Raw genomic sequence first — 13,250 nt, 5'->3', positions numbered from 1 at the left:
CCGGCGGGAGGCCGTGCTTCATTCCGCAGCAATATTAACAGGCCCATCGATCCCAAGACACTGCCGGACCAGCACCGGAATGGCGGCAAAGGCGGCGGCGAGCGATCGCCGGTAGCGTTCGTCGTTGAACTCCTGGTAGTCGACCGCGATCAGATGGCTCTCCTGCACACCTAAATAATGCGCACAGGTGAAGATATGGGTTTCCAGATGGTTCATGGTCTCCCGCACCCCGCCGGGGCCGAAGCCGAATTCGCCGCGCGAGCTCAGCACCACCAGCGTCTTGCCGCGCATGATCGGATCGAGCGGAAAGTCGCCGCGTGCGAGATCGAAGCTGAAGGTCTTGTCGATCCGGATCACCTTGTCGAACCATGACTTCAGCGCCGCCGGCATGCCGTAATTGTGCATCGGCGCCCCGATCACGATCACATTGGCGCGTTCAAGCTCGTCGATCAATTCGTCGGAGAGGCGAAGCTCGTCATGCTGCTCCGCCGTGCGGTCGGCGGGCGCGGTGAAGGCCGCGGCCACCCACGCCTCCGTGATGAGGGGCGGCGGGTTGCGTCCGACGTCGCGCGAGATGATCGTGGCGCTGGGCTCGTGCGTCAGCCAGTGCTCGACAAACGATCTGGAGAGCTTCCGGCTGACCGAACGGTCGCCGCGCGGGCTGGCATCGATATGCAGAAGTGTCGTCATCCCTGGCCTCGGCTGATTTGGGGCAATGCGTCGTGCTCTACAATGACCGAGTGCCGCCTGCGGCGTGATTGACGAATCCGGCAGCTGAGTTGAGAAAATCTCAACAGTGAAGCGGCGCGCCATTGTGGCGCGGTGTGCGGGCCTGGTCGCGGCCCGATCTGTCCATATTCGAAACGCAAGCTTCACTCTCGATATGGTCTCAACCCGGCTTGAGGAATTCTCATTATCGTCTCATCGCCGCCTGCTGCTCAGATGCCCCATCCCGGCCCAAGCCAATGCGCCGGACAAACGGGGGAAACATGTTGCTCAAGCAGACACAGCTTCCGGCGCAGGATGAAGCCGGCTTCGATGCCCACGGAATCGAGCCGGTGCCGGCGGCGCACCGCACGTCGTCATCATCAGATCAGTTCTGGATCTGGACCGGTGCCAACATCGCGCCGATCAACTGGGTGCTGGGCGCGCTCGGCATCCAGCTCGGCCTCAGCCTGCTGCAAACGCTTGCCGTCATCGTCGTCGGCAATCTGTTCGGCGCGGCGCTGTTTGCCGCCTTCTGCCTGATGGGACACCGCACCGGCGTGCCGCAGATGGTGCTCGGTCGCCTCGCGTTCGGCAGGCGCGGCGCCTATCTGCCGGCACTGGCGCAGGTGCTGATGCCGATGGGTTGGGTTGCGATCAACACCTGGATCGTGCTCGACCTCTGCATGGCCGCGCTCGAGCGGATGGGAATCGGCGGCGGCGTCGAGCTTAAATACGCGATCGCGGTGCTGGTGATGCTGTTTCAGGTCGGCATCGCGGCTTGGGGCTTCAACGCCATCAAGGTGTTCGAGCGCTACACCATGCCGGTTATTCTGCTGATCATGGCGGTCATGACTGCACTGGCCTTCCTGCGCGTCGATAGCAAATGGCAGTCCGCTGGTGTGACCGGCATGCCTGCCTTCGCCGCGGCAACGCAGCTGATGACCGCGATCGGCATCGGCTGGGGCATTTCGTGGCTCACCTACGCCTCCGACTATACGCGCTTCACCAGGCCCTCGCTCGGCGCCGCCAAAGTGTTCCGGGCGACATTCCTCGGCATGTTCCTGCCGACGGTCTGGCTCGCCTTCCTGGGCGCTGCGATCGCGTCCGCCGGCGCGGGCTCCGATCCGTCGAAGCTGATCATCGCAGCATTTGGCACCATGGCGCTGCCGGTGCTGCTGGTGCTGCTCCATGGCCCGATCGCAACCAACATCGTCGTGATCTATTCAGCGGCGCTGTCGTCGCTCGCGCTCGATCTGCGGCGGCCGCGCTGGGTGATCTCGGTGGTCTCAGGCCTGATCGCCTCGGCGATCCTCTACGCTTTCCTGCAATCGGGCGATTTCGCCCATGCCTTCGACAATTTCATGGTCGCCCTGATCGTCTGGATCAGCCCATGGGCCGGGGTCACGCTCGCCGATTTCTACCTCGTGCGACGCGGCCGCATCGATGTCCCGTCGCTTTACGACGAGCCGGGTCACGGCCGCGATTTCAACTGGGCTGGGCTGATCGCCTTTGCTGCCGGCTTCGTGGCGGCATGGGCGTTCCAGATGGGCACGATCAAGGCGATGCAAGGTCCGCTGGCGCTCGCGACCGGCGGGGTCGATCTGTCGTGGCTCACGGGGATCGGTGTGGCAGCGGTGAGCTATCTGGCGCTGCATCGGCTCTTTGGACGTCCGCTGGCGCGGAGCTGTGCGTTGCCGGCCGCGGACGAGGCATCGATCGAGCCCGCGCCGACATCGACCTGACGGAACACATCTTGCGCCTGTTCACTCGATCCGCGCGAACAGCTCCACCAGCGTCTCGCGCAACCAGCGCTGCGCGGGGACGGTGTCGTTGCGCTGGTGCCAGAACAGGCTGACGATGCGCGGCGGCGCCGGCAGCGGCACCGGCACGGCGTGCAGATGCGGCGCCTGGCGCGACTGCGCGCTGAGATCGCGCGGCAGCACCGCGATCAGATCGGACTGCCGCACGATCTCGTAGGCGGCGTTGTAGTGATTGACGATGGCGACGAGGTTGCGCGACAGCCCGCGCGAGGCGAGGAACTGATCGTAGGTCGGCGCCGTCCGGCCGGCGAGGCTCACATCGACATGCTTGGCGTTGAGGAAGCTGCGCACGTTCAGCCGGTTCCGGTTCGCAAGCGGGTGATCGCGCCGCATGAAGCAGGCATAGTCGACCGTCCACAGCGAACGCGAGCGGATCAATCCCGGATGCTGGGCCTCGTTGACATAGACGCTCAGCACGCAATCGACCCGGTTGTCCTCGAGCTGGTCGGCGATCCCGATGATGGTGTTTGGTGCGGTACGCAGGCGCGCGGTCGGCGCCATCTCGGTAAAGCGGTTCAACAGAGCCGGCATCACCAGCGACGCCACATAGTCCGACATCGACAGGCTGAACTCGGTCTGCGCGCTGCGTGAATCGAACACCTTCTCGTCGAGCGCGCCGCGGATGCTTTCCAGCGCGCCGCCGATCGGATCCCACAATGCCACGGCCCGCTGGGTCGGGCGGATTCCGGTGCCGGATCTGACGAACAAGGGATCGCCGAGCGCGTCGCGCAGCCTCGCGAGCGCGTTGCTGACCGCGGGCTGGGTCATGGTCAGCGCGCTCGCGGCGCGGGTGACGCTGCCCTCGGTCATCAGCGCCTCGAAGACTTTCAACAGGTTGAGGTCGAGCGTGCGGAAGGACACGGGCAATATTCACCGTGGTGATGTATCAGATAATAATTATAAATTATTCCCATAATGCCGATTTGTCTATCATTGCTCCCAACCGACCCCGTGGCGTGTGCCGACCGCGGGGCGGAGGGGGGCTATTTCATGTCGATGATCTCGGCGCGCATCGAGCGCCTGCCGTTCGCGCGTTTCCATGTGCACCTGCTGCTGATGGGCGGCCTCGGTTATCTGTTCGACGCGATGGATGCCGCGGTGCTGGCGTTCATCCTGCCGGTGCTGCGCACCGCCTGGAACCTGACCAATGTCGAGACCGGCGTGCTCGGCAGCAGCACCTTCGTCGGTTATCTCTTCGGCGCGCTGCTGGCGGGAACGCTGGGCGACCTGATCGGCCGCCGCGCGGTGATGATGTCGGCGCTGGCGCTCTACAGCGTGGCCTCGCTGGTCAGCGCGGCGGTGGACAGCTGGCCGGCGTTCTTTGCCGCGCGCGTCGTCGCCGGCATGGGCACCGGCGCGGAGAGCGCGATCATCGCGCCATACCTCGCGGAATTCGTGGCGCGGCGCTACCGCGGCGCCTTCACCGGCGCGCTCGCCGGATTCTTCTCGTTCGGCTTCGTCGCCGCCGCCTTGCTCGGCTATTTCATCGTGCCTGCCTACGAGAACGGCTGGCGTATCGTGCTCGTCATCACCGCGGTGCCGGTCGTGATGCTGCTGTGGTGGCGGAGGTCGCTGCCGGAATCGCCGCGCTGGCTGGAAAGCCGGGGCAGGGCGAAGGAGGCCGAAGCGGTGCTCGACAAGATCGAGGCTGTTTTCGCGCGCGAAGGCCGCGTGCTGCCGGCTCCGGTCCCCGAGCCCGCGCTGCCTGCCGTATCGTCGGGAACGCTGCTGAGCAATTTTGCGGCGCTGCTGGCCGGCCGCCAGGCCCGCATCACCACCATGACCTGGATCATGTGGCTGTCGATCACGTTCAGCTACTATTCCTTCTTCGTCTGGATTCCCGGCCTCCTGGTGCAGAACGGCATGAGCATCACCAAGAGCTTTGGCTATTCGCTCGCGATGTATTGCGCGCAGGTGCCGGGCTATTTCACCGCCGCCTTCTTCAATGAACGGATCGGACGGCAGGCGACGATTGCGACCTACATGCTGCTCGGCGGCGTCAGCGCGCTCGGGCTCGCCTTTGCCAAGAGCGATGGCGAGATCATGACGGCCGGCCTGCTGCTGTCGTTCTTCATGAACGGCACCTATGCGGGCGTCTATGCCTACACGGCCGAGGTGTTCCCGACATCGATCCGGACCACTGGAGCCGGGCTCGCATCCGCGATCGGCCGCATCGGCGCGATCGCAGCGCCGATCCTGGTCGGCTACCTCTATCCGAATTTCGGCTTTGCCGGCGTGTTCGGCGTCACCACGTCGGTCCTGTTGATCGGCGCGCTGACCGTCGTGCTGATGGGCGTGCCGACGCGCGGCCGGTCGCTGGAAGAAATTGCAAGCGAGACCGCGTGACGACAGCGGCGTCCTGACAGGAGATCCTTCATGTCCACCATCCTCTTCAAGAATGCCGCGCTGCTCGATCCGCTGCGCTCCGACCTGCTCGAAGGGCACCACGTGCTGGTCGAGGATCGCCTGATCAAGGAAGTCTCCGATCGGCCGATCGACGCTTCGGCCGATCGGGTCATCGATCTCAAGGGCAAGACCCTGATGCCCGGCCTGATCGACCTGCATGTCCATGCGGTCGCCGTCGAACTCGATTTGTCGCAGCAGGCGCGGATGGCCAACGTGCTGGTGACGCTGCGCTCGACCATGCTGTTGCGCGGCATGCTGAAGCGCGGCTTCACCACCGTCCGCGATGCGGGCGGTGCCGGCTATGCGCTGAAGCAGGCGATCGACACCGGCCTCACCGATGGTCCGCGGCTGTTCGTCTCCGGCCGCGCGCTGAGCCAGACCGGCGGCCACGGCGACGGACGTGCCCGCTCGGACTATCTGGCCGACCCGACCTGCTCCTGCTGCGTGCGGGTCGGCGCCATCGCGCGCGTCGTCGACGGCGTCGACGCGGTGCGCAAGGCGGTGCGCGAGGAACTGCAGATGGGCGCCGACCAGATCAAGATCATGGCGTCCGGCGGCGTCGCGTCGCCGACCGATCCGATCGGCGCCTACGGCTATTCCGAGGATGAGATCCGCGCCATCGTTGCGGAGGCGAAGGCGCGGCACACCTATGTGCTGGCCCACGCCTACACTGCCGAGGCGATGGGGCGCGCGGTGCGCTGCGGCGTGCGGACCATCGAGCACGGCAATCTGGTCGATCTGCCGACCGCGCGCCTGATGGCGGAGCAGGGCGCCTATGTGGTGCCGACGCTGGTCACCTACGAGGCGCTGGCCAATGAGGGCGCGAAATACGGCCTGCCGGCGGCGAGCGTCGCCAAGATCGCCGACGTGCGCGACGCCGGACTGCGCTCGCTCGCGATCTATCGCGAGGCCGGGGTGAAGATGGGATTCGGCACCGACCTGCTCGGGCCGTCGCAGCGCCTGCAGAGCGACGAGTTCCGGATCCGCGCCGAATTGCTCGGCCCGCAGGCGGTGATCGCCAGTGCCACGGTCATTGGCGCCGAGGTACTCGGCATGGAAGGCAAGCTCGGCCGGATCGCGCCGGAGGCCTTCGCCGATCTCCTAGTGGTCGAAGGCAATCCGCTGCGTGACGTGACGTGCCTGCTCGGCCAGGGCGAGCACATCCCGATGGTGATGAAGGCAGGCCACGCCGAGGTGGACAGGGTCGGCGGGTAGCGGCGCCGCTCGTTCCGTCGGCGCGGATGCGGCCGTTGTGCTGGAGCGGAGTCGCTTGGGCCGGCATCAAGCCTTCAATGCTTCGATCACCGCGCGCAAGCCTGCGGTCTGATGCGCGCGGCTGGGGAAGTACAGAAACAGGTCGTCGTCGACCGGGCACCAGTCCCCGAGGCAACGGACAAGTTTGCCGTCACGCAGGCCGGATGCCGCGCGCTGCTCCCAGACGTAGGCGAGGCCAAGGCCGCGCATCGCGGCGTCCACCATTAGCTCCTGGCTGTCGACGGTAAGCGGACCGTCAACCTGAACCTCGATGGATTCGCCATCCTTTTCGAAAACCCAATTGAGGATCGTACCGTTCGGAAACGCGTAGCGGATGCAGATGTGATCGCGCAGCTCCCGGGGCGTGACCGGAGCTTTCCTGCTCTCGAAATACGCGGGCGCGCCGACAACGGCAAAGCGCAGGCCGGAGCGGATGCGCACGGCGACCATATCCTGCGACAGCCGTTCGCCGAGGCGGATGCCGGCATCAAAACCCTCTTCGACGATGTCGACGCGCTGGTCCGTCGCCGCGATCTCCAGCCGGAGACCGGGATTCGTCTTCAGCAGCTTTTCGATCGCGTCGCCAAGCACGTAGGGCGCCATCGTGTTGGGCACGTTGAGCCGCACCGTGCCAAACGGAGTGTTGCGCCATGAGTTCAATTCGTCGATGGCCACGCGGATGTTCGACAATGCCGGGCCCAGTCGCGCGAACAGCATCTGTCCTGCGTCGGTGAGGGACACGTTGCGCGTCGTGCGATGGATCAGCCGCACGCCAACGCGCGCCTCGAGATTGCGAATGGCATGGCTCACGGCGGAAGCAGACGTGCCGCGTTCGACCGCCGCTTTGCGGAAGCTGCGATGAGCTGCAACAGCGGCGAAGGCAGCCAGCTCCGAGAGCTCGCTATTCTCGATCATTGATGAATCTGGCTCAGCTTCGAGTGCACGACGGACGATCTTATCGGACCGCCCGATTCCGTCCAGATAGTCGGCGATCACCTGCTGACCGACCACATTCGGGAAACATCGATATGCGCGCGCTCATCCTCGACACCTATCAGAACGGCCGCTTTCGTGATGCGGATATCCAGCCGCGATCGCCCGCGCATGGTGAACTGCAAATTCGGGTTCACGCCAGCGGCGTGAACCCGGTCGATGTGCTGATCCGCACCGGGCAGGCGCCGTTCGCGATGCCGGAACTCCCGGCGGTACTGGGCACCGATGCCGCGGGGGTCGTCACTGCGGTCGGAGCAGGAGTAAAGGGATTTGCCCTGGGCGATGAGGTCTATGGTCTTGCCGGCGGCGTGCGCGGATTGCCGGGCTCGCTCGCAGAGTTCATGACCGTCGACGCCGCGCTGATGGCGAAGAAGCCAGCCAATCTCACCATGCGCGAAGCCGCCGCGTTGCCGCTGGTCGCGCTCACCGCGTGGGAAGGGCTGGTCGACCGTGCCAAGGTGCAGTCGGGGCAGAAGGTCCTGGTGCAGGGTGGCTCTGGCGGGGTCGGTCACGTCGTCGTCCAGCTCGCGAAAGCGTTCGGCGCAGAGGTCTACGCGACGGCGCAACCGCAGAAGCAGGATCTGGTGCGCGCGCTCGGCGCAACGCCGATCGACTACATGAAGACGAGTGTCGAGCAATACGTCAAGATCTTCACCGGCGGGAAAGGATTCGATATCATCTACGACACGGTGGGAGGCGACACGCTCGAAGCGTCGCTCGGTGCTATCAATCATTACGGTCATATCACGAGCTGCGCGGCGTTTGAGACGCACAATCTGCTCATTTCGTCGCTGCGATGCGCAGTGATCAGCGCCGTCTATGTCCTCTATCCGATGCTGAGCGGCGAGCGCCGGGCACATCACGGTGCGATCCTGCGCGAGGTCACCCAGCTCGTCGAGGCCGGTAGGCTCCGCCCCGTGCTGGACCCGCGCCGGTTCACGCTCGACACCGCGATGGACGCGCATGACGCGGTCAAGGCCGGCGCCAACGTCAAGGTCGTGATCGACGTTGCGAAAGACGCGTAGACAGGAGCTTCACGATGCCGAAGCAATACATCAACCCGCCCGGACTTTCGAGAAGTGCATACTACACGCGTATCCTCAGCATCACGAGGCCGTCGAGGCTCATCTATATCGCAGGCCAGGTGCCCTCCGACGAGCGGGCGAAGCCGGTCCATGTCGGAGACATCAGGGCGCAATACATCGCGGTGCTGGATGCCCTGACGGTGCAGCTTGAAGCGGCCGGAGCGACATGGGACGACGTTGCGTTCCGGCGAGTCTATGCAATCGATGTTCCAGCCTTTGTCGAGCGCTGCGTCCGCGACGATACGGTCCCGGTGCCTTGGGCCCGCGAGCGTCCCTCTCCGAGCACGCTGATCGGCGTCACTGCACTGGCGAATCCGGATTTCCTGATCGAACTCGAGATCGCGGCCGTGATCGCCGATTGAGCTCGCGGGCGAGGGGGACGTGTGCAAGGCGGAGGTTCACAGCTCCGGAACCGGAATATCGAACGTGTTGAGCGTGACCGACACCATGCAGTAGAAGCCTATGAAATATGACAGTTCGGCGGCGCCGTGGGCGCCGAACTGCGCGACGGCGGCCTGGTAGGTCAGCTCGGGCAACGACCCGCCGGACAGCAGCGCCGATGCGAAGTCGTAGGCGACCGCCTCCTGCCTTGTGAGGTCCGTGGGACGCTGGCCGGCCACGATCGTTGCGAGCTTATCGTCGGACAGTCCCCTTCGCTCGGCCATGCTGACGTGGGCATAGAGCTCGTAGGCTGCCTTGAAGCGCGTGCCGGTGACGAGGATTGCGACTTCCCGCACTGCTGCCGGCACGGTCGTGTTGAACGCCATCGCCTTCGCCAGGTCCCAGATCGGCTTGCCGAACTTCGGCTCGTGGAGCCAAGGATTCCAGGGACCCATCAGCGCGCCGTCCCCGCGCGTGTTGGCAAAGCCCTGATAGTTCCTGGCGATCTCGGCTTTCATATCGGCTGCCAGAAGCCTTTGCTCCTGGGTGAATTGATCGGGCGGAATGATCGGTAAGCGCATCGGTGGCTCTCCTCGTTCTGGCCGGTTTCGACATCTGCTCGTCGGCCGGAGGCCGTTATGACCGCGATCGAGGAAGCGGATAAGGTGGCCTAATGCGCACTCGATGCTGAGCTAGGTTCATCAATGATCGAAGACCGCGGGACCACGCCCCGGGATGCCACGCAGGCGGTGGCCGCCCATGCCCATGATCACATTGCCGCTGGCCCGTTGACGTTGCCTGGCGAAAGCACGACATATCGGCTATCGGACCCCACCCGCCGCTCCGGAGCCAGCCATGAACGCGCCCAACATCGAGTCCGTCACGCCGCAGTCCGACGGCGACGTTGTGGGCTGGCTGACCAACGAGACGCGCGACCAGCGATTCATCGACAACATCTTCGCCGAGCTGTGCATCCGGCTGCAGCGCACCGGCATTCCCCTCAAGCGGGCGACGATGAATCTGCTGATCCAGCATCCGCAATGGCTCGGCGCCCGGATCATCTGGGCCGACGGCAGGCGTGAGGCTGAGATCACGAGGGTCGACTACGAGGTCAGGGAGCGCTCGGAATATATCGGCAGTCCGGTCTACGAAATCCATGAGGGGGCCACCGAGGTGCGCGAGCGCCTCGAACGGGCGTCGGACCGCAAGCATGCGCTTTATGACGAGATGCGCGCGCAAGGCCTGACCGACTATGTGGCCTGGCCGCTGCTGCATACGCTCGGCAAGCGGCATGTCGTGACCTTCGCGACCGACCGTGCAGGCGGCTTCGACAACGCCCATATCGCCAGCCTGATGAAGGTGCTGCCGGTGCTGGCGCTGGTCAGCGAGATCCGGATGAAGAACCGCCTGGCGCGGACGCTGCTCGAGACCTATGTCGGCACCCATGCCGGCGAGATGATCCTGGCCGGTGCGACGCGGCGCGGCAGTGGCACGACGGTCCACGCCGCGATCATGATCTGCGACCTCAGAGATTTCACCCGCATCTCGGACTCCTGGCCGCGCGACGACGTGATCGATCTCCTGAACGATTATTTCGACGCGATGTCGGAGCCGATTGCCCGGCATGGCGGCGAGATCCTGAAATTCATCGGCGACGGGCTGCTTGCCATTTTCCCGCTCAGTGAGCCCAAGGCCTGCGCCAACCTGCTGCACGCGGTGTCCGAGGCGCGCGAGGCGATGGCGGCGCTCAGCGAAAGGAACAGCATGATGGGCCGTGCGCCGATGAACTACGGCATCGGCGTTCATGTCGGCGACGTCATGTACGGCAATATCGGGTCACGCAGCCGGCTCGACTTCACCGTGATCGGTCCTGCGGTGAACATGGCCTCGCGGCTCGAAGCGCTGACCAAGCAGTTGAAGAAGAACGTGCTGCTGTCGCGCGCATTCGCCGATCTCGTCGAGCATGACTTTGCACTCGAACATGTCGGCGAGCATCAGGTGCGCGGCTTCAGCGAGCCGATCGAGCTGTTTGCCTATAACGGCTGAGGCCGGTCTGGAAGCTTGCGAATATCACTGTTAGGTGCCGAGCGGGCCCTTGTGTGAGGGTAACCCGGGTCGAACTCGGCTATCTTCACGAGACGGGAAGGCAGGCAGAGGGGCGTCCGCCTCTGTAGTGTCGGTCGTGCATATTGACCAATCGTTCCGCCGCTGAAGATTGTTCCAAAGGAACGACTCCCGCCACCAGCAAGTTTTTACTACAGCATTCGAAGGTCAGGAGCGGAACCATGCGTAGCTTGACTGAGCAGAATATTCGGACCCGGGCCTACAGGCTTTGGCAGGCGGCAGGTGAACCCAACATCAAGTTTGATGCGTTCTGGTACCAGGCGGAGAAAGAATTGCTGGAAGAGAGAACCAGAGAGACTGCCAATCCCGGTCGATCGAAGTCGACGCGACGAGTCGTGCGGCGTCGGGATGCGGCCGTGACGGGCACTCACTAGACCGATGTTGGCTGCGCCGGTGTAGCCCGATCGACAAATCCCTTGGCGAGGGCGTGATAGACGCCTTCCTTGCAGATCAGGCGCGAGCTCGCATGCGCGATCAGGGCCGCGGCCATCAGCGGCACCACCATTGCGTGATTGTCGGTCATCTCGGTGACGATCACGAAGGCCGTAATGGGCGCCTGAACCACCCCTGCGAAGTATGAAACCATGCCGAGCAGCATGATGGCCGGCAGCGGCGCGCCGTGGAACAGCGGGGCGATGTTGGAGCCGAGCCCGGCGCCGACCGCGAGCGAGGGCGCGAAGATGCCGCCCGGCATGCCGCTGATCGAGGCGAATGTGGTTGCGAGGAATTTCCACACGCTGAAGCTCGCGGGCAATTGTGACCCGGCTTCGAGCGCGGATTTCACCTGCTGATATCCCGTGCCGTAGATCGCGCCGTCGGAAGCGATCCCGCAGATCGCCGCCGCCAGTCCGCAGATCGCGGCAAAGCCGACCGGATAGCGCTTGATCGCGCGCCCGGCCGGATTGGCAAATCCGCGTGCCATTACGATCAGGATGCGGCTGAACAAGCCGCCCGCCAGCCCTCCGGCCACGCCGCAGAGCGGGATCGCGAGCCAGTCGGCGCCGTTGCGCAAGCCCGTCGCGCTGGTGCCGAAATACGTATAGTTGCCCATCAGCGCCAGCGAGGTGAGGCCCGCGGCGATCACCGCGCCGATGATCAGGCTGCTCGTTCGCGTCTCGAAGGCGCGGCTCATCTCCTCGATGCCGAACACGATTCCCGCGAGCGGTGTGTTGAACGCTGCCGCGACACCCGCGGCCGCGCCCGCAAGGATCAGGCCGGGCTGGCGGCGGGGCGAGAAGCGGCCGAGCGCAAACATGATCGACGCGCCGATCTGCACAGTCGGTCCCTCGCGCCCAACCGATGCGCCACACAGCAGGCCGAACAGGGTCAGCAGGATCTTGCCGGCCGCAATGCGCAGCGAAACCAGACTTTCGCGCGCGGTCTGGTCGGTCAGATGCCGCGCAGCGATCGCCTGCGGGATGCCGCTGCCCTGCGCGTTCTGAAAGAAGCGATTGGTCAGGAAGACCGACAGCGCGAAGCCGGCGGGCGTCAACAGCAGCGAGGCATAACGGAAATGCGACACTAGCGCGGAAAAGACGATCTGTGCCCAATCGGCGAGCTGCGCCAGCGCGACGGCCGCCGCACCGACCGCAATGCCGCCCAGCAAGAAGATGGCGCGGCGTTGCCAACGCGCGGAGACGATTCTGAATAGCCGCCGCTGGCGGTTGGAGGGGAAGGTCATGCTGGCGGATTCTGGCTCATGTCGTGATCCGATACGAAACGGATCACGTCATTCCTAGCACGCGTCGACGGAGTGCGAAGCTCAAGAAATCAGCAGGATATGCCGGCGCAATCGCCAGATCGCGGCGCCGAAATCAGCGCCCGCCGTCTATCTCCGGCGCCGCTACTTTCGCGGAAACAGCCGGTCGCGGATGTAGCGCGAGGTCGCCGTCATGCGGATTCCGCGGGGCTTCTGCCAGGCGGCGCGGTCGATCTCCTTCTTATCGCCGATCGCCAGCCGTCCCTTGGCATTCTTGGCGATGAAGATCGCGTCGCTCATCCTGCGGCCGGAACGCTTGTTCTTGGCCGTCACTTCCTTCCAGAGGCTGAGCCGGCCGAGCTTGAGCTTCGGCAGCTCTTCCTTGATCTCGCGCTTGATGCAATCCTTCCCGGTCTCGCGCGCGCGCCTGCGGCCGCCGGGGAACATCCACAGCCCGTCAGATCGGCGTCGAACCAGAAGAACCTTGCCGCGCTTAGCGGCTACCAGCTTGGAGGACTTGGTCATGTACTGCGCAATGATCGAAACAGAATCTGGTCCTATTCTAACTTGTCTACTTGGGTAGACAAGTTTTAACGGTGCATTGTTCCACAGCCATATGTCGGCTGTTTGTTCGCGTCAGCAGCCTGCACTCGGAGCTTTGACGACGCGCATATCCGGTGAGGAGAAGGCGGCAAAAATGACAGAGACTTCCGTCAGCTGTAACGGTCTGTCGCGCCTTCGCTGCGTCTCGGTGCTTTGCGTGCGTTCGCGTGATCCTCG

The 13,250-nt window shown here is 64.6% G+C and carries 13 protein-coding genes; 7 read left to right on the top strand and 6 right to left on the bottom strand.

What is annotated here, in order from left to right:
* Positions 1-18 precede the first annotated feature (18 nt).
* Entirely contained in the window at positions 19-690 is a 672-nt protein-coding gene (locus tag AC628_RS13035) for an FMN-dependent NADH-azoreductase (RefSeq protein WP_074127214.1), read from the bottom strand.
* Positions 691-989: 299 nt separating this feature from the next.
* Between AC628_RS13035 and AC628_RS13030 the strand changes: the two genes are divergently transcribed.
* On the top strand, positions 990-2,450 hold the full coding sequence (locus AC628_RS13030) for a purine-cytosine permease family protein (protein ID WP_074127213.1): 1,461 nt from the start codon (positions 990-992) through the stop codon (positions 2,448-2,450).
* A 21-nt stretch (positions 2,451-2,471) separates the two neighbouring features.
* Here AC628_RS13030 and AC628_RS13025 read toward each other — a convergent pair whose 3' ends face one another.
* Positions 2,472-3,395: a LysR family transcriptional regulator gene (locus AC628_RS13025; RefSeq protein ID WP_074127212.1), complete on the bottom strand. Its 924-nt coding sequence runs from the start codon at positions 3,393-3,395 to the stop codon at positions 2,472-2,474.
* Between the two features lie 123 nt (positions 3,396-3,518).
* On the opposite strand from AC628_RS13025, the gene AC628_RS13020 reads away from it, so the two are divergent.
* A complete protein-coding gene (locus AC628_RS13020; protein ID WP_074127247.1) occupies positions 3,519-4,874 on the top strand; it encodes an MFS transporter in 1,356 nt (451 codons plus the stop codon).
* Between the two features lie 30 nt (positions 4,875-4,904).
* Positions 4,905-6,149, top strand: a complete 1,245-nt coding sequence (locus AC628_RS13015; protein ID WP_074127211.1) for a metal-dependent hydrolase family protein — start codon at positions 4,905-4,907, stop codon at positions 6,147-6,149.
* A gap of 66 nt (positions 6,150-6,215) precedes the next feature.
* Here AC628_RS13015 and AC628_RS13010 read toward each other — a convergent pair whose 3' ends face one another.
* On the bottom strand, positions 6,216-7,100 hold the full coding sequence (locus tag AC628_RS13010; RefSeq protein WP_168193366.1) for a LysR family transcriptional regulator: 885 nt from the start codon (positions 7,098-7,100) through the stop codon (positions 6,216-6,218).
* Positions 7,101-7,216: 116 nt separating this feature from the next.
* On the opposite strand from AC628_RS13010, the gene AC628_RS13005 reads away from it, so the two are divergent.
* Both AC628_RS13005 and AC628_RS13000 read left to right on the top strand, forming a co-directional pair.
* The gene (locus AC628_RS13005) at positions 7,217-8,206 is read left to right on the top strand and encodes a zinc-dependent alcohol dehydrogenase family protein (RefSeq protein WP_074127210.1); all 990 of its coding nucleotides are present in this window, start codon (positions 7,217-7,219) and stop codon (positions 8,204-8,206) included.
* 14 nt (positions 8,207-8,220) lie between these two features.
* Positions 8,221-8,628, top strand: a complete 408-nt coding sequence (locus AC628_RS13000) for a RidA family protein (RefSeq protein ID WP_074127209.1) — start codon at positions 8,221-8,223, stop codon at positions 8,626-8,628.
* A 36-nt stretch (positions 8,629-8,664) separates the two neighbouring features.
* Here the strand turns inward: AC628_RS13000 and AC628_RS12995 are convergent, their stop codons facing one another.
* Positions 8,665-9,228 (bottom strand): carboxymuconolactone decarboxylase family protein, encoded by a 564-nt coding sequence (locus AC628_RS12995; RefSeq protein ID WP_074127208.1) that lies wholly within the window; start codon positions 9,226-9,228, stop codon positions 8,665-8,667.
* 274 nt (positions 9,229-9,502) lie between these two features.
* Between AC628_RS12995 and AC628_RS12990 the strand changes: the two genes are divergently transcribed.
* Together AC628_RS12990 and AC628_RS12985 are read left to right on the top strand one after the other, a co-directional pair.
* The gene (locus AC628_RS12990) at positions 9,503-10,693 is read left to right on the top strand and encodes an adenylate/guanylate cyclase domain-containing protein (RefSeq protein WP_074127207.1); all 1,191 of its coding nucleotides are present in this window, start codon (positions 9,503-9,505) and stop codon (positions 10,691-10,693) included.
* A 239-nt stretch (positions 10,694-10,932) separates the two neighbouring features.
* Entirely contained in the window at positions 10,933-11,145 is a 213-nt protein-coding gene (locus tag AC628_RS12985) for a DUF2934 domain-containing protein (RefSeq protein WP_074127206.1), read from the top strand.
* On the opposite strand, the gene AC628_RS12980 is transcribed toward AC628_RS12985, so the two are convergent.
* Together AC628_RS12980 and AC628_RS12975 are read right to left on the bottom strand one after the other, a co-directional pair.
* Entirely contained in the window at positions 11,142-12,452 is a 1,311-nt protein-coding gene (locus AC628_RS12980) for a chloride channel protein (protein WP_074127205.1), read from the bottom strand. The two genes, AC628_RS12985 and AC628_RS12980, sit on opposite strands and share 4 nt — an antisense overlap.
* Before the next feature lie 162 nt (positions 12,453-12,614).
* Positions 12,615-12,995 (bottom strand): NUDIX hydrolase, encoded by a 381-nt coding sequence (locus AC628_RS12975; RefSeq protein WP_074127204.1) that lies wholly within the window; start codon positions 12,993-12,995, stop codon positions 12,615-12,617.
* Positions 12,996-13,250 lie beyond the last annotated feature (255 nt).

This window comes from Bradyrhizobium sp. NAS96.2, assembly GCF_001908235.1.
Classification (GTDB): Bacteria; Pseudomonadota; Alphaproteobacteria; order Rhizobiales; family Xanthobacteraceae; genus Bradyrhizobium.
The sequence above is the reverse complement of the archived record's forward strand: the minus strand, read 5'-3'. Positions and strand labels throughout refer to the sequence as shown.